Origin of the sequence: Marivita sp. (assembly GCF_020055635.1) — a bacterium.
GTDB lineage: Bacteria > Pseudomonadota > Alphaproteobacteria > Rhodobacterales > Rhodobacteraceae > Marivita.
In genome coordinates this window covers 1-14,643 of sequence record NZ_JAIPUT010000019.1, presented here as the reverse complement: position 1 = coordinate 14,643, position 14,643 = coordinate 1, and the positions used below count along the sequence as shown (strand labels likewise).

15 protein-coding genes are annotated in these 14,643 nt (G+C 62.4%); 10 read left to right on the top strand and 5 right to left on the bottom strand.

Translation table 11 applies throughout. The annotated features are described in order from the left end of the window. Positions 1-14 precede the first annotated feature (14 nt). From soxB to LCF60_RS10940, 5 genes are all read left to right on the top strand, one after another. Positions 15-1,712: a thiosulfohydrolase SoxB gene (gene soxB, locus LCF60_RS10960; RefSeq protein WP_292291779.1), complete on the top strand. Its 1,698-nt coding sequence runs from the start codon at positions 15-17 to the stop codon at positions 1,710-1,712. Positions 1,713-1,732: 20 nt separating this feature from the next. After that, positions 1,733-3,007, top strand: coding sequence for a sulfite dehydrogenase (gene soxC / locus LCF60_RS10955; protein WP_292291778.1), 1,275 nt, complete (start codon positions 1,733-1,735; stop codon positions 3,005-3,007). Next, positions 2,991-4,172 carry a c-type cytochrome gene (locus LCF60_RS10950; RefSeq protein ID WP_292291777.1) on the top strand — a complete coding sequence of 394 codons (1,182 nt, stop codon included), beginning with the start codon at positions 2,991-2,993 and terminating at the stop codon, positions 4,170-4,172. Before soxC ends, LCF60_RS10950 begins: the two co-directional genes overlap by 17 nt. 378 nt (positions 4,173-4,550) lie before the next feature. Further along, positions 4,551-5,234 carry a c-type cytochrome gene (locus LCF60_RS10945; protein ID WP_292291847.1) on the top strand — a complete coding sequence of 228 codons (684 nt, stop codon included), beginning with the start codon at positions 4,551-4,553 and terminating at the stop codon, positions 5,232-5,234. A gap of 62 nt (positions 5,235-5,296) precedes the next feature. Further along, a complete protein-coding gene (locus LCF60_RS10940; RefSeq protein WP_292291776.1) occupies positions 5,297-6,565 on the top strand; it encodes an NAD(P)/FAD-dependent oxidoreductase in 1,269 nt (422 codons plus the stop codon). Positions 6,566-6,706: 141 nt separating this feature from the next. Here LCF60_RS10940 and LCF60_RS10935 read toward each other — a convergent pair whose 3' ends face one another. Next, positions 6,707-7,912 (bottom strand): FAD-binding domain-containing protein, encoded by a 1,206-nt coding sequence (locus tag LCF60_RS10935; RefSeq protein ID WP_292291775.1) that lies wholly within the window; start codon positions 7,910-7,912, stop codon positions 6,707-6,709. Between the two features lie 146 nt (positions 7,913-8,058). Between LCF60_RS10935 and LCF60_RS10930 the strand changes: the two genes are divergently transcribed. From LCF60_RS10930 to LCF60_RS10910, 5 genes are all read left to right on the top strand, one after another. Beyond that, the gene (locus LCF60_RS10930; RefSeq protein ID WP_292291774.1) at positions 8,059-8,688 is read left to right on the top strand and encodes an ATP-dependent Clp protease proteolytic subunit; all 630 of its coding nucleotides are present in this window, start codon (positions 8,059-8,061) and stop codon (positions 8,686-8,688) included. A gap of 151 nt (positions 8,689-8,839) precedes the next feature. Beyond that, on the top strand, positions 8,840-10,105 hold the full coding sequence (gene clpX, locus LCF60_RS10925) for an ATP-dependent Clp protease ATP-binding subunit ClpX (RefSeq protein WP_292291773.1): 1,266 nt from the start codon (positions 8,840-8,842) through the stop codon (positions 10,103-10,105). Positions 10,106-10,172: 67 nt separating this feature from the next. After that, a complete protein-coding gene (locus tag LCF60_RS10920; RefSeq protein ID WP_292291772.1) occupies positions 10,173-10,541 on the top strand; it encodes a RidA family protein in 369 nt (122 codons plus the stop codon). A 65-nt stretch (positions 10,542-10,606) separates the two neighbouring features. Then, complete coding sequence (locus tag LCF60_RS10915; protein WP_292291770.1) at positions 10,607-10,990, top strand: NADH:ubiquinone oxidoreductase subunit NDUFA12; 384 nt, start codon at positions 10,607-10,609, stop codon at positions 10,988-10,990. 16 nt (positions 10,991-11,006) lie between these two features. Further along, positions 11,007-11,387 carry a DUF2155 domain-containing protein gene (locus LCF60_RS10910; RefSeq protein WP_292291769.1) on the top strand — a complete coding sequence of 127 codons (381 nt, stop codon included), beginning with the start codon at positions 11,007-11,009 and terminating at the stop codon, positions 11,385-11,387. On the opposite strand, the gene aat is transcribed toward LCF60_RS10910, so the two are convergent. From aat to LCF60_RS10890, 4 genes are all read right to left on the bottom strand, one after another. Next, the gene (gene aat, locus LCF60_RS10905) at positions 11,351-11,986 is read right to left on the bottom strand and encodes a leucyl/phenylalanyl-tRNA--protein transferase (RefSeq protein WP_292291768.1); all 636 of its coding nucleotides are present in this window, start codon (positions 11,984-11,986) and stop codon (positions 11,351-11,353) included. The two genes, LCF60_RS10910 and aat, sit on opposite strands and share 37 nt — an antisense overlap. Before the next feature lie 40 nt (positions 11,987-12,026). After that, positions 12,027-13,385 carry an acetyl-CoA carboxylase biotin carboxylase subunit gene (gene accC, locus LCF60_RS10900; protein ID WP_292291766.1) on the bottom strand — a complete coding sequence of 453 codons (1,359 nt, stop codon included), beginning with the start codon at positions 13,383-13,385 and terminating at the stop codon, positions 12,027-12,029. Positions 13,386-13,398: 13 nt separating this feature from the next. Further along, the gene (gene accB, locus LCF60_RS10895) at positions 13,399-13,878 is read right to left on the bottom strand and encodes an acetyl-CoA carboxylase biotin carboxyl carrier protein (RefSeq protein WP_292291764.1); all 480 of its coding nucleotides are present in this window, start codon (positions 13,876-13,878) and stop codon (positions 13,399-13,401) included. Positions 13,879-14,082: 204 nt separating this feature from the next. Further along, a complete protein-coding gene (locus tag LCF60_RS10890) occupies positions 14,083-14,343 on the bottom strand; it encodes a hypothetical protein (protein ID WP_292291763.1) in 261 nt (86 codons plus the stop codon). Positions 14,344-14,643: the final 300 nt, after the last annotated feature.

The window sequence follows — 14,643 nt, the reverse complement described above, 5'->3', positions numbered from 1 at the left end:
AGAAGGCCCCTCCCATGATTTCACGTCGCGATTTCCTTCAGGTGTCGATGGCAGCGTCCGCGATTGTCGGCGCGTCCGGTTTCGGCAACTGGTCCCGGCTGGCAGCGCAGCAGGCGCTGACGCAGGACCAGCTTTTGCAGTTCGACACCTTTGGCAATGTCTCGCTGATCCATGTCACCGACATTCACGCGCAGCTCAAGCCGATCTATTTCCGTGAACCGTCGGTGAATATCGGGGTGGGCGAAAACCGTGGTGCCGTGCCGCACGTGACCGGGGCCGATTTCCGCAAGCTCTACGGCATCGATGACGGAAGCCCTTCCCATTACGCACTCAGCTCCGGCGATTTCTCCTCCCTCGCCAAGGCCTATGGGCGTGTAGGAGGACTGGATCGCGTGGCCACCGTGGTCAACGCGATCCGGGCCGACCGCCCCGATGCGCTGCTGCTCGATGGCGGTGACACGTGGCACGGGTCATACACCTGTCATCACACCGAAGGGCAGGACATGGTCAACGTGATGAACGGTCTCAAGCCGGACGCGATGACCTTCCACTGGGAATTCACACTCGGCTCCGCCCGCGTGCAGGAAATCGTCGAGGGTCTGCCCTTTGCCGCGCTGGGTCAGAACATCTTCGACGCCGAGTGGGACGAACCGGCCGAACTGTTCCCGCCGTACAAGTTTTTCGAACGCGGTGGTGTCAAGATCGCCGTGATCGGTCAGGCCTTCCCCTACATGCCGATCGCCAATCCCGGCTGGATGTTCCCTGAATACTCCTTTGGCATCCGCGACGAAAACATGCAGGCCATGGTTGACGAAGTGCGCGCGCAGGGTGCCGAATGCGTTGTCTGCCTGAGCCACAATGGCTTTGACGTGGACAAGAGCATGGCCAGCAAGGTCACCGGCATCGACGTGATCCTGTCGGGCCACACCCATGACGCGCTGCCTGAACCAGTGCTGGTGGGCGAGACGATCATCGTCGCCTCCGGCTCCAACGGCAAGTTCGTCAGCCGCGTCGATCTGGACATTCAGAACGGCCGCATGATGGGCTTCCGCCACAAGCTGATCCCGATCTTCTCGGACGTGATCGAACCCGATGCTGAAATGACCGCGCTGATCGACGAACAGCGCGCGCCCTTCAAAGCCGAACTGGAAGAGGTGATCGGCCAGACCGACAGCCTTCTGTATCGCCGGGGCAACTTCAACGGCACCTGGGATGACCTGATCTGTGATGCGCTTCTGAGCGAACGCGAGGCCGACATCGCCATGTCGCCCGGCGTGCGCTGGGGGCCAAGCCTGATCCCCGGTGACGACATCACCCGCGAGGATATCTGGAACGTCACGTCGATGAGTTATGGCAAGGCGTACCGGTCTGAAATGACGGGCGAATTCATCAAGGTCATCCTCGAAGACGTGGCCGACAACATCTTCAACCCCGATCCCTACTACCAGCAGGGCGGCGACATGGTGCGCATCGGGGGCATGGGCTACCGCATCGACGTGCGCAAACCGCAGGGCGAACGGATCACCGACATGGTGCTGCTCAAGACCGGCGAAGCCATTGATCCGGCGAAGAATTATGTCGTCGCCGGCTGGGCGTCGGTCAATGAAGGCACCGAAGGTCCGCAAATCTGGGACGTGGTCGAAGCGCATATCAAGAAGCTTGGCACCGTCAGCCTTAAACCCAATGACAGCGTCACCGTTGTGGGCGCGTAACTTCAACCGGAGTGTGAGATATGTCTGATATGCTCAAACCCTCCCGCCGCGCGTTCCTGCGGGGCTCTGCCGCGGCTGCGGCAGGGCTGACCGCTGCGGGCGCTGCGCGGGCGAATGAACCCGATCCGCTGATCACCGAGGTGCAGGACTGGGCGATGTCCTTTGGCGATGGCGTGGACGCCACGCCTTACGGTCTGCCGATCCAGTACGAAAGCGACGTGGTGCGGCGCAACGTGGAATGGCTCACCGCCGATACCACCAGCTCGATCAACTTCACACCGATCCACGCGCTGGACGGCACGATCACGCCGCAGGGCTGCGCGTTCGAGCGTCACCACTCGGGGGCCATCGAGCTGCGCAAGGAAGATTACCGCCTGATGATCAACGGTCTGGTCGATACACCACTGGTTTTCACCTATGCCGATCTCGAACGCTTCCCTCGCGAGAACCACGTCTATTTCTGTGAATGTGCCGCCAATACCGGCATGGAATGGGCCGGCGCACAGCTGAACGGTGCGCAGTTCACCCACGGCATGATCCATAACATGGAATATACCGGCGTGTCGCTGCGTACGCTTCTGGGTGAAGCCGGGCTCAAGGCGGCGGGCGATCTGTCGGACAAATGGGTCTATGTCGAAGGCGCGGATGCGTCCTCGAACGGGCGGTCGATCCCGATGGACAAGGCGCTGGACGATGTCCTGGTCGCGTTCAAGGCCAATGGCGAAGCGCTGCGCAAGGAACATGGCTATCCGGTGCGTCTTGTCGTGCCCGGCTGGGAAGGCAATTTGTGGGTCAAGTGGATCCGTCGCATCGAAGTCACGGCAAACGCGGTCGAAAGCCGCGAGGAAACGTCGAAATACACCGACACGCTGGAAGACGGCACAAGCCGCAAGTGGACATGGGTGATGGACGCGAAATCCGTCGTCACCTCGCCCAGCCCGCAATCGCCGATCACCCACGGCGCAGGTCCGCTGGTCATCACCGGGCTGGCCTGGTCGGGCCACGGCGCGATCACCCGCGTGGACGTGTCCAAGGACGGTGGCAAGACATGGGAAACCGCGCGTCTGGCCAAGCCGGGCGAGAAGATGGCGCTGACGCGCTTCTATCTCGACACCGAATGGAACGGCGAGGACATGCTGCTCCAGTCGCGGGCAATGGACGAAACCGGGTATGTGCAACCGACCAAGGCGCAACTGCGCGAGGTCCGTGGCGAGAACTCGATCTACCACAACAACTGTATCCAGACGTGGCACGTCAAACCCAACGGGGAGGCCGAAAATGTCGAAGTCTCTTAATCTTTTCGGCGGCACCGCGCTTGGCACGATTGCCGTGCTGACCATGGCCGTCAATTTCGCCGACCGCAATATCGCTGGTTTCCCCGACAACCCCGCCGTGATGACGGCCATCGCTCCGCCGGTCCTGTCCGGCGGGCTTGTCGGCGCGGCCAACGCCTCGACCGGAGCCGGCGAGGGCACGTTCGGGCTTGGCCGTCCGGCCCTGCCGGAAGAAATCGCGGCCTGGGATGTCGATGTCAGCCCCGATGGCACCGGTCTGCCGGTCGGGTCCGGGTCGGTCGAAGACGGCGAGATGGTCTTTTCCGAGAACTGCGCGGTCTGTCACGGTGAATTCGCCGAAGGCGTCGGCAATTGGCCGGAACTGGCAGGCGGTGACGGAACCCTCGCAAATGACGATCCGGTCAAGACCGTGGGCAGTTACTGGCCTTACCTGTCGACCGCGTGGGACTACATCCATCGTTCGATGCCATATGGCAGCGCGCAAACCCTGAGCGATGACGATGTTTATGCCATCGTCGCCTATATCCTGTATTCGAACTTCCTCGTCGAAGACGATTTCGTGCTGAGCAACGAGAACTTCCTCGAGGTCGAGATGCCCAACGCCAACGGGTTCATCGTCGATGATCGCGCCGAGTCCGAATATCCCATGTGGCGCACCGAGCCCTGCATGGAAAACTGCAAGGACAGCGTCGAAATCACCATGCGAGCGTCGGTTCTCAACGTCACTCCGGAAGACGAGGCAGCCGAGACGGCGGAAGAGGTGATCGAAGCGGCGGCTGTCGCCTCAGAGACCGAAGCGGAACCCGAAGTTGCCGCTGCCGTGGCCGAGGCGGAGCCTGCCGCCGACGCGGTGGACCCTGCGCTGGTCGCCGCTGGCGAGAAGGTGTTCGGCAAGTGCAAGGCCTGTCACCAGGTCGGTGACGGCGCGAAAAACCGCGTGGGTCCGATACTCAACGGGATCGTCGGCGCGGATATCGCCTCTGTGGACGGCTTCAAGTACTCCAAGACGCTGGAAGGCATGGATGGCGCATGGACTGCTGATTCGCTGGCGGCATTCCTCGAGGATCCGCGCGGTTTCGCCAAGGGAACCAAGATGAGTTTCGCGGGACTGAAGTCGGCAGAAGATATCGCGGCAGTAACCGCCTATCTGGCCTCCTTCGAATAAAACACGCCGGCACGGCGGAACAAAAGCTCGCCGTGCCGCTGCCTTTGGGGCATTCTGCCATGACGTGCCGAGGATTATTGGGACAAGACATTTGGGATGAACAGGTCAGGCATATTCGGTTTGGTTGTTGGAGGCACGGCGCTCATGCTGGGCGCCGCCTACGGCTGGACCGCGCGAGACCACCGCGCCCAGGAACTCGTCGCACTGACCGACCGGCTCACGCAGCTCGAAAAGCGTAATTCCTCACTGCAAGAACAGGCTTCCCGCTCTGCCGATCTGCACGCCAGACTTTCGGAACTGGAAACCGCCCTGGCGGCGGCGCTCCGGGACGCCGAATCCGCGAGGCAGGCGGCGCTGGTCGAGACACCCGCTGCCGAAATGGCCCGGCCCGCGCCGGAACCCGTGGTTGCGGATGCCGCCGCGCTTGATTTCGGCGACCCGGAAAAAGGCCGGGAGGTGTTCGCGCAATGCACGTCCTGCCACCAGATCGGCCAGGGCGCCGAAGATCGGATCGGCCCGCATCTGAACGGCATTTTCGGCCGCCGCGCAGGCGCGCATGAGGGGTTCCGGTACTCCGATGACATGAAGATGATGGGCGCCGACGGCCTTACCTGGGAATTGGCAAATCTCGATGCCTATCTCGAGAACCCCAAGGCGCTGGTGTCGCGGACGCGGATGAATTTCGCCGGTCTGAAAGACCCGCAGGACCGGTCGGATATCCTCGCCTATCTGCGCCAGTTCTCGGCCAGCCCGCAGAACATCCCCGAAGCCGCCCCCACCGCACAGCCGCGCGAGGTCGACCTCTCGCCCGAAGTTTTGGCGATAGTGGGTGACACGGATTACGGCGAATACCTGGCCAGCGAATGCAAGACCTGCCACCAGCAGGACGGTTCTGACAAGGGCATTCCCGCGATCACGAACTGGCCGACCGAGGATTTCGTCGTGGCGATGCATGCCTACAAGAGACAGATCAGGCCGCACCCGGTGATGCAGATGATGGCATCCCGGTTGTCCGACGAAGAGATCGCCGCGCTGGCGGCGTATTTTGCGCAAGGTGAGTAAGGGTCCGAAAGAGACTGCGGCGTCACAGAACGGAACATGAGTTCCAAAGGGAGGAAAACACCATGAAACTCAACAGACGTGCCTTTGTTGGCACAGGGATGGCGGCAGCATCGACGCTTGGCGCGCCGATGGTCCACGCGGCTTCTCACGGCATTCCCAAGGTGGTTGTCGTCGGCGGCGGCGCAGGCGGGGCGACTGCCGCCCGCTATATCGCCAAGGACAGCGCCGGCGAGATCGACGTCACGCTGATCGAACCTACGCGCAGCTATTATACCTGCTTCTTTTCCAACCTCTATATCGGCGGGTTCTGGGATCTCGAAAACCTGTCGCATTCCTACGGCAAGCTGGCATCTGACTACGGGATCAACGTGGTGCATGACTGGGCGACGGGGGTCGATCGCGACGCCAAGACGGTGGCGCTGGCGGGGGGCGGTTCGGTGCCTTACGACCGGCTGATCCTCAGCCCGGGCATCGACTTTGTCGACGGATCGGTGCCCGGCTGGGACGTCTCGGCCCAGAACGCGATGCCGCATGCTTACAAGGGCGGCAGCCAGACCGAACTGCTCAAGGCGCAGATCATGGCGATGCCGGAAGGCGGCACCTACGTGATGGTGGCCCCGCCCAACCCGTATCGATGCCCGCCCGGACCCTATGAACGGATCTCGATGGTCGCGCATGTGCTCAAGGCCAACAACCCGACGGCCAAGATCATCATCGCCGACCCGAAGGCGAATTTCTCGAAACAGGGTCTGTTCGAGGAAGGCTGGCAGAAACATTATTCCGGCATGATCACCCGGATCGGCCCGGATTTCGGCGGCGAGAATGTCACCGTCGATCCTGCGGCGATGACGGTCGACGTGGACGGCGAAGTGATCAACGCCGATGTCGTCAACGTGATCCCGGCGCAGAAGGCGGGCCTGATTTGCGAAGCCGCGGGCCTGACCGATGGCAATTGGGCCCCGGTGGACGGGCACAGCATGGTGTCGCGTCTGGATGAGAACATCCACATCCTGGGCGACGCGACCAACCAGGGCGACATGCCAAAATCCGGGTTTTCGGCGAATTCGCAGGCCAAGGTGGCGGCGATGGCGGTGCGCGGCGCGTTGACCGGCAGCCGGGTGTTTCCGGCGAAATATTCCAACACCTGCTGGTCGCTGATCGCGACCGATGACGGGGTCAAGGTCGGCGCGGCCTACGAGCCGAACGACGAAAAGATCGCCAGCGTGTCGAGTTTCGTCAGCCAGACCGGCGAAGACGTGGCCATGCGCAAGGCGACCTACGAGGAAAGCATCGGTTGGTACGAGGGCATCACGACGGACATGTTCGGCTGATCCTGCGGGTTTCGCATTTGGGAAAGGCCGGGCATTGTCCCGGCCTTTTTCGTCTTGGCAATGTATCGGATCGCTGCGCGATCCGACCGATTGGGGGGCTGGCCCCCCAAACCCCCCAGCATATTTGGAAAGAGAAGAAGATCAGACGGTGTGCAAGCCCTTCATCGCGCCGAGGAGGTCGGGGATTTTCTTCTTGAATTTGAAGAACCCTGCCGTGGCATGGGGCCAGGCGCGGCGGTCGAATTCGCGCAGCGGGCGGATCACCGGCAGCGCGCGGATTTCGTTCAGAACCGACACCGCGGGGCCGACCGGGGCATGGGGCGTGACGATCTGTTCGGCACCGGCGCTGCGCGCCCAATCTTCGATCCGCGCGGCGGAGGTCAGATCGGTGGTCAGCGGTCCGAGGGAGGCGGACCAGCGCGATGTGCAGTCTTGCAGGAGCGCGGATTTGAACGTCCTGACCTGCGGCGCGACCTGCAGTGGGCTGATCCGGCCGGTCGCGTCGAGCGTGGCCGTCGCCAGCGGTTTCAATCCCCGTTCGAAAAGCCATCCCGGGCTGAGATCGTCCTCGTGCAACAGCAGGACGGACGGTTTCGCCGGATCGAACCTGTCGCCGACCGGCGCCTCGATGCGCGGCGGATGCGGCGGGCCGTCCAGGGGCTCGGGATTTGCGGCCAGTTGATGCAGCGGTGAAAAGCGCCCTTCGGTGTATTTCGAGATATTGGAGGCTCGCGCCACGTAGTTCTTTCCCGGCGTCTGCAGCCCGGCGACCCAGCGCCAGCTGAGCGTGTTGGAGGCCGGATCGCCGTCCAGCAGGTGGCGCAGGAAAAAATCCGCGCCCAGTTCCCAGGGCAGGCGCAGTGTGAAGATCCAGATCGACGCGAACCACATGCGGGCGTGGTTGTGCAGGTAGCCGGTCTCGACCAGTTCGCGCGCCCAGTCATCGAAGCCGTCGATGCCAGTCTCGCCCTTGCAGGCGGCTTCCCATTCGGCGCGCAGGCCCGACCCGGTCTGCACCTGGTCCCAGGCGCGGGCCAGCCCCTGCCGGTAGCCGGCCCACACGGAGGGGCGCATTTCCAGCCAGCCTTTCCAGTAGGTGCGCCAGAACACTTCCTGGACGAATTTTTCCGAACTGCCGAGGGCGTGTCGGCCGAGAACAGCCTCGAGCACCTCGGGTTCGGTGATCAGGCGATGCCGGATATACGGCGAGAGGGTCGAGACCGCAGTGTGTCGGCCGGGGCCGCGATCGTAGTTGCGTTGCGTGGCGTAGGCCCGCGCGGCCACGGGCAGGAAGGCGGACAGCTTTTCAAGCGCGGCGGTGCGATGGGGCGGGAATGTCTCGGGCATTTGATGCGAGCTAACGTCGCGCCGCGCCGGGTCAAGTCAACATGCTGTACCGCTTCCCCTTGCAGCCCCCAGAGCCCGACACTAGTCTCAGGGCAACTCGCAACCAAGCTCCCCTTCGGGCGGGCGCATCATCCAGGCAGGCACAGATGAAAGATCCGATTGACACGTACATGAACAATCTTGTTCCCATGGTGGTCGAGCAGACCAGCCGCGGCGAACGGGCCTACGACATTTTTTCCCGCCTGCTGAAAGAGCGGATCATCTTCCTCAACGGCCCTGTGCATGACGGCATGTCCTCGTTGATCGTGGCGCAGCTTCTGCATCTCGAGGCGGAAAACCCGTCCAAGGAAATCAGCATGTACATCAACAGCCCCGGTGGTGTGGTAACCAGCGGTCTGTCGATCTACGACACGATGCAATACATCAAGCCGAAGGTCAGCACGCTGGTCATCGGGCAGGCCGCGTCGATGGGATCGCTGCTGCTGACCGCCGGTGCGGCGGGCATGCGGTTTTCGCTTCCCAACAGCCGCGTGATGGTGCACCAGCCCTCTGGCGGCTATCAGGGCCAGGCAACGGACATCATGATCCACGCGCAGGAAACGCAGAAGCTCAAGCAGCGCCTGAACGAAATCTACGTCAAGCACACGGGCCAGACGCTCAAGAAAGTCGAGCAGGCGCTGGAGCGCGACAATTTCATGTCTCCGGAAGAGGCGAAAGACTGGGGACTGATCGACGAAATCGTCGAGAACCGGACCAAGGGAACAGAAGAAGACTAAATCGTGATTGGGTCACGCCGTCTCTATTGTGTTTTTGACGTTGTGACCCAAGTTTTGCTGTCCTAAGGTCTATGGAAGAAAACGTGACACACGCTAAGGGTTAGCGTTTGCGAAATTTACAGCCCTGAAGTGAGTCAGGAAAGGTTAAGACATGGCGACGAATTCTGGCGGCGACAGCAAGAACACTCTCTACTGCAGCTTCTGCGGCAAGAGCCAACACGAAGTCCGAAAGCTGATCGCCGGTCCGACCGTCTTCATATGTGACGAATGTGTCGAACTGTGCATGGACATCATCCGCGAAGAGACCAAGGGCGGTGGCCTGAAGTCGACCGACGGGGTGCCGACCCCGCGCGAGATTTGCGATGTGCTGGACGATTACGTGATCGGGCAGGCGGTGGCCAAGCGGGTGCTGTCGGTGGCCGTGCACAACCACTACAAGCGTCTGAACCATTCGCAGAAATCGTCTGACATCGAACTGGCGAAGTCCAACATCCTGCTCATCGGGCCGACCGGCTGCGGCAAGACACTTTTGGCCCAGACGCTGGCGCGGATCCTGGATGTGCCCTTCACGATGGCGGATGCGACCACGCTGACCGAAGCCGGTTACGTGGGCGAGGATGTCGAGAACATCATCCTCAAGCTGCTGCAATCGTCGGAATACAATGTCGAACGCGCGCAGCGCGGCATCGTCTATATCGACGAGGTCGACAAGATCACCCGCAAATCGGAAAACCCGTCGATCACCCGAGACGTGTCGGGCGAAGGTGTGCAGCAGGCGTTGCTCAAGCTGATGGAAGGCACGGTTGCGTCGGTGCCGCCGCAGGGCGGGCGCAAGCATCCGCAGCAGGAATTCCTGCAGGTGGACACGACCAATATCCTTTTCATCTGCGGCGGGGCCTTTGCGGGTCTGGACCGGATCATCAAGCAGCGTGGCAAGGGCTCGGCGATGGGCTTTGGCGCGGATGTGCGCGACGACAGCGAACAGGGCATCGGCGAGACGTTCAAGTCGCTCGAGCCGGAAGACCTTCTGAAGTTCGGCCTGATCCCGGAATTCGTCGGTCGTCTGCCGGTGATCGCAACGCTGGAAGACCTCGACGAAGACGCGCTGATCATCATCCTGACCCAGCCGAAGAACGCGCTGGTCAAGCAATACCAGCGCCTGTTCGAGCTGGAAGATACCACGCTGACCTTCACCGATGACGCGCTGAGCGCCATCGCGAAACGGGCGATCCAGCGCAAGACGGGCGCACGCGGTCTGCGGTCCATCCTCGAGGACATCCTGCTCGACACAATGTTCGAGCTTCCGGGCATGGACGAGGTGGTCGAAGTGGTCGTCAACGAAGAGGCGGTCACCTCCGAGGCCAAGCCACTGATGATCTACGCGGACCAGAAGAAAGAGCCTGCCGAAGCGGGCTGATTTCTCGGGCGGTTTAACGGTGTGAAGGTGGGCAGTTTGCCCGCCTTTCTTTTTGGGAACAGAGCACATGACCATCACACGCATTTCGTCAGGCAGCCCGTTCGAGGCCAGGATCGGCTATTGCCGCGCCGTTGTGGCCGGGGGCTTTGTCCATGTCGCGGGCACCGTCGGGCAGGGCGATACCGTGGCCGACCAGTGCCAAAGCGCGCTGGACGTGATCGCGGGGGCGCTGGAAAAGGCCGGCGCGTCAATGGCCGACGTGGTCCGCGTGACCTATTACCTGCCGGACCGGCATGAATTCGAAGCCTGCCACGACCTCCTCGCGCGGACCTTCGGCGACAACCCGCCCGCGGCAACGATGATCGAATGCGGTCTGATCGACCCCAAGTACCGGATCGAGATCGAAGTGACCGCGCTGGCCCCCACTGCGTCATAGCTGCGCTGGACCTTGGCCTGCAATACGCCCTATAAAGCGCTGAACCAAACCCCGAGGAGTCGTCCATGGGCATTCTGAATACCCTCCTTCGCGCTGTCACCTGGTGGAACGGGCAGACACTTGGCACACAGTTCTATACGTGGCGCAAAGGCGAAAAAGTCGGAGAGGACACCCAGGGCAACGTCTTCTACCAGTCGAACGGCGGCAAGAAGCGCTGGGTGATCTACAACGGCGAGGCGGAAGCAAGCCGTGTCGATCCCGATTGGCATGGCTGGCTGCACCATACGTTCAAGCAATCTCCGGCGGACCGTCCGCTGCCCAAGAAGGCGTGGGAAAAGCCGCACCAGGAAAACCTGACCGGTACGGCACTGGCCTATGCTCCGGCGGGGTCGATCCGGCGTCCGCAGCCCGCGGAACGGCAGGATTACGAGGCCTGGAGCCCCGAGTGACGGCAGGGTTTTTGCGATGAAGGGCCGCGTGATGATGGCACGGGTCATGGCCTGTCTGGCAGCCCTGTTCCTGGCATCCGCCGGGGCAGCGCAACTTGCCACGTCTAATGGCACGGGCGTGACCGTTCGCGCCTTGGACAAGCTGACCGGCAAGGTCGAGGATCTGGAGATCGACGCGCGGCAATCGGCCTCGATGGGTCGGATCACCATCACCGCGAACGAATGCCGTTATCCCGAGGCGAACGCGGCCGGCGAAGCCTATGCCTCGCTCACGATCAGCGAAGTGGGCAAGGACGCCCCGGTCTATCAAGGCTGGATGATCGCATCGTCGCCCGCGCTGAACCCGATGGACCACCCGCGTTACGACGTCTGGGTGTTGCGCTGCACCACATCCTGACCTGAAGCGGCAAGCGGGGCACTGTTGAAATCGGCCCGCAGCGCCAAGGCGCTGGCCAATTGCGCCCGATACTCGGTTCGGGTGATCTCGACCGCGCCTAGGGACGCCAGGTGATCGGTGAGGAACTGGGTGTCGAACAGCACGAACCCGGTCCGGCGCAGCAGATCGACCAGCCAGGCCAAGGCGATCTTCGAAGCGTCCCGCTCTCTCGAGAACATGCTCTCGCCGCAGAAGGCGCCGCCGATGCTCACGCCGTATATGCCGCCGACCAGACGATCCTGCATCCACACTTCCAGGGAATGGGCTTCACCGCGTTTGTGCAATTCCTGGTAAAGCGCGCGGATGTCCTGGTTGATCCAGGTCTCCGCGCGATCCGCGCAAGCCTCGATCACCTCGGCGAAGGCGGTGTTGCGGGTCACGCGGTAGGCATCGCGGCGCAAGGTCTTGGCCAGGCTGCGCGAGATGTGAAACCCGTCCAGCGGAAACACGCCGCGTTTGCGCGGATCGACCCAGAACAACTCCGGATCGTTCCGATGCTCCGCCATCGGGAACACGCCCGCGCGATAGGCTTGCAGCAAGAGTTCAGGTGTGACGATCATGCCGCATCGCCACCGGCCTCAGCACTCGGCGTGCGGGCAATTATCTCTGCGGGTTTGCATAGGTGCGCTCCAGCCAGTCCTCGAGCCAATGGATATTGTAGGTGCCGTTGCGCACATCCGGATCGTCAAGCAGATCGCGGAAGAGGGGCACGGTACTGTCCACCCCGTCCACGATCAACTCTCCAAGCGCCCGCGACATCCGCGCCAGGGCTTCGTCCCGGTCGCGGCCATGCACGATCAGCTTGCCGATCAGGCTGTCGTAATAGGGAGGGATCATATAGCCATCGTAAAGCGCGCTGTCCATCCGAACGCCCAGGCCGCCAGGCACGTGATACTGCGTGATCCGACCAGGGGACGGCGAGAAATTCGGCAACTTTTCCGCATTGATCCGCGCCTCGATCGAATGGCCGTTGATGACCAGATCGTCCTGCTCGAACGACAGGGGCAGGCCAGATGCCACGCGAATCTGTTCGCGCACCAGGTCGACCCCGAAGATCGCCTCGGTCACCGGGTGCTCGACCTGCAGGCGGGTGTTCATCTCGATGAAATAGAATTCGCCGTTCTCGTACAGGAACTCGATGGTGCCGGCGCCCGCATAGTTGATCTTGGCCACGGCATCGGCGCAGATCTTTCCGATCCGGGCGCGTTCCTCTGCGGTGATGCTGGGGCCGGGCGCCTCTTCCAGAACCTTCTGGTGGCGGCGTTGCAAGGAACAGTCCCGCTCGCCCAGATGGACCGCCTTGCCCTTGCCGTCGCCAAAGACCTGCACCTCGATATGGCGCGGCGTGGTGAGGTATTTCTCGATATAGACCTCGTCATTGCCGAAGGCGGCCTTGGCCTCGGACCGCGCGGTCTGGAATGCGCGTTCCATGTCGGCAGCCGTCTGAGCCACCTTCATGCCGCGACCACCCCCGCCGGCGGTCGCCTTGACGATGACCGGGTATCCGATCTGGTCGCCCACGGCCTTGGCCTCGGCGAGATCGGCCACACCACCGTCCGATCCGGGCACGCAGGGCACACCCAGCGCCTTGATCGTGTCCTTGGCGGTGATCTTGTCGCCCATGATGCGGATATGTTCCGCAGTCGGGCCGATGAAGGTCAGCGCGTGGTCCTCGACGATCTGGACGAAGCGCGCGTTTTCCGAGAGGAACCCGTAGCCCGGATGGATCGCCTGTGCGCCCGTCACTTCGCAGGCCGAGATGATGGCGGGTATGGACAGGTAGCTTTCGGCCGAAGACGGTGGGCCGATGCAGATGGCCTCGTCGGCCATGCGGACATGCATCGCGTCCGCATCCGCGGTCGAGTGGACGGCAACACTGGCCACGCCCATCTCGCGGCAGGCTCGGATCACGCGAAGGGCGATTTCGCCCCGGTTGGCAATCAGGATCTTGTCAAACATGCCTGTGCCCCGGTTATTCGAGGATGACGAGGGGGGCGCCGTATTCGACAGGTGCGCCGTCCTCGACCAGAATGCGTTTCACCGTGCCGCTGCGCGGCGCCGGGATGTGGTTCATCGTCTTCATCGCCTCGACGATAAGCAGGGTATCGCCTTCGTTGATCTGCTGGCCAACCGAAATGAACGAGGGCGCGCCAGGTTCCGCCTGCATGTAGACAGTACCGACCATCGGTGACGTGACCGCGCCGGGATGCGCTGCCGGGTCCTCGGGCGCGGCTGAAGCCGCCGGGGCCTGCGCCGCCGTTGCGGTCGGCGCGGCGATCGGGGCAGGGGCGGCGGCCGGTGCCATCTGCATGATGCGGCTGACGCGCACGTTCAGGCTGTCATCTTCGCCATATTCGCGTTTGACCTGAAGTTCTGTCAGGTCGTTCTCCCGCAGGAGCTTTGCCAGCGCTTCGATGAATGCCACATCCGCGTCATGCTTGGTCTCGGTCATGCTGTCCCTCGCCCGGTACTATCTCTTGGCCATGCTGTGGCCTCGTCGTCGCATGGACCGAGGCTCCACTGTTTCAACGGGTAACCCCCGCGTTGCACGTCTTTCCTTGCACCGATTGAAGAGCAGGAGCAAGGGGAAGAGAATGATCAATATCGCATTCAGGCGCAAGTGAACAGCTTTGCAGGTCGCCGGGACCGATCGTCGTCAGAAGGGCGTTTCGGATGCATCCTGTTGTTCGTCGGCACGCATTCGGGCCTGTTCGGTCAGGATGGCCTTGATCTGAAGCTGCACCGCCGTCGGGGGCGCGGTTGGTGCAACTGCCCTGTCATCGGTGGGCAAAGGCGTCTGATCCGCATTCGGCGAGGCCGGGACCGACGGGATGAACGCTTTCGCCCGGCCAATTGCTTCGGTCGGCCGGATCACGTGTGACGCGGTGTTCGGCAGCTTGGACTGTATAAACGGCATGTCATGCTCCGTCCTTTTCGGAGCCCCCACATCCGGATCATATCGCCTTGATGCCGCCTTTGCAGCCACAGAGTGTCGAAAAGGTTAATCAAATCGGAAACAGAAAAGGCGGCCCGAGAGCCGCCTTGATTGTTCGCAATTTCCGAAAGATCACGCCTTGTTCATCCGGTTTTCGATGAGGTCATCGACGACGGACGGGTCGGCGAGGGTCGAGGTGTCGCCCAATGCGCCGAAGTCGTTTTCGGCGATCTTGCGCAGGATGCGGCGCATGATCTTGCCCGAGCGGGTCTTGGGCAGGCC

Excerpts from the sequence above, each read along its gene's own strand:
- LCF60_RS10940 (WP_292291776.1), top strand. The coding sequence starts at position 5,297 with ATGAAACTCAACAGACGTGCCTTTGTTGGCACAGGGATGGCGGCAGCA.
- clpX (WP_292291773.1), top strand. The coding sequence starts at position 8,840 with ATGGCGACGAATTCTGGCGGCGACAGCAAGAACACTCTCTACTGCAGC.
- LCF60_RS10915 (WP_292291770.1), top strand. The coding sequence starts at position 10,607 with ATGGGCATTCTGAATACCCTCCTTCGCGCTGTCACCTGGTGGAACGGG.
- LCF60_RS10945 (WP_292291847.1), top strand. The coding sequence starts at position 4,551 with ATGGCCCGGCCCGCGCCGGAACCCGTGGTTGCGGATGCCGCCGCGCTT.
- LCF60_RS10920 (WP_292291772.1), top strand. The coding sequence starts at position 10,173 with ATGACCATCACACGCATTTCGTCAGGCAGCCCGTTCGAGGCCAGGATC.
- LCF60_RS10910 (WP_292291769.1), top strand. The coding sequence starts at position 11,007 with ATGAAGGGCCGCGTGATGATGGCACGGGTCATGGCCTGTCTGGCAGCC.
- LCF60_RS10930 (WP_292291774.1), top strand. The coding sequence starts at position 8,059 with ATGAAAGATCCGATTGACACGTACATGAACAATCTTGTTCCCATGGTG.
- accB (WP_292291764.1), bottom strand. The coding sequence starts at position 13,878 with ATGACCGAGACCAAGCATGACGCGGATGTGGCATTCATCGAAGCGCTG.
- LCF60_RS10890 (WP_292291763.1), bottom strand. The coding sequence starts at position 14,343 with ATGCCGTTTATACAGTCCAAGCTGCCGAACACCGCGTCACACGTGATC.
- LCF60_RS10950 (WP_292291777.1), top strand. The coding sequence starts at position 2,991 with ATGTCGAAGTCTCTTAATCTTTTCGGCGGCACCGCGCTTGGCACGATT.
- aat (WP_292291768.1), bottom strand. The coding sequence starts at position 11,986 with ATGATCGTCACACCTGAACTCTTGCTGCAAGCCTATCGCGCGGGCGTG.
- accC (WP_292291766.1), bottom strand. The coding sequence starts at position 13,385 with ATGTTTGACAAGATCCTGATTGCCAACCGGGGCGAAATCGCCCTTCGC.
- soxB (WP_292291779.1), top strand. The coding sequence starts at position 15 with ATGATTTCACGTCGCGATTTCCTTCAGGTGTCGATGGCAGCGTCCGCG.
- soxC (WP_292291778.1), top strand. The coding sequence starts at position 1,733 with ATGTCTGATATGCTCAAACCCTCCCGCCGCGCGTTCCTGCGGGGCTCT.
- LCF60_RS10935 (WP_292291775.1), bottom strand. The coding sequence starts at position 7,912 with ATGCCCGAGACATTCCCGCCCCATCGCACCGCCGCGCTTGAAAAGCTG.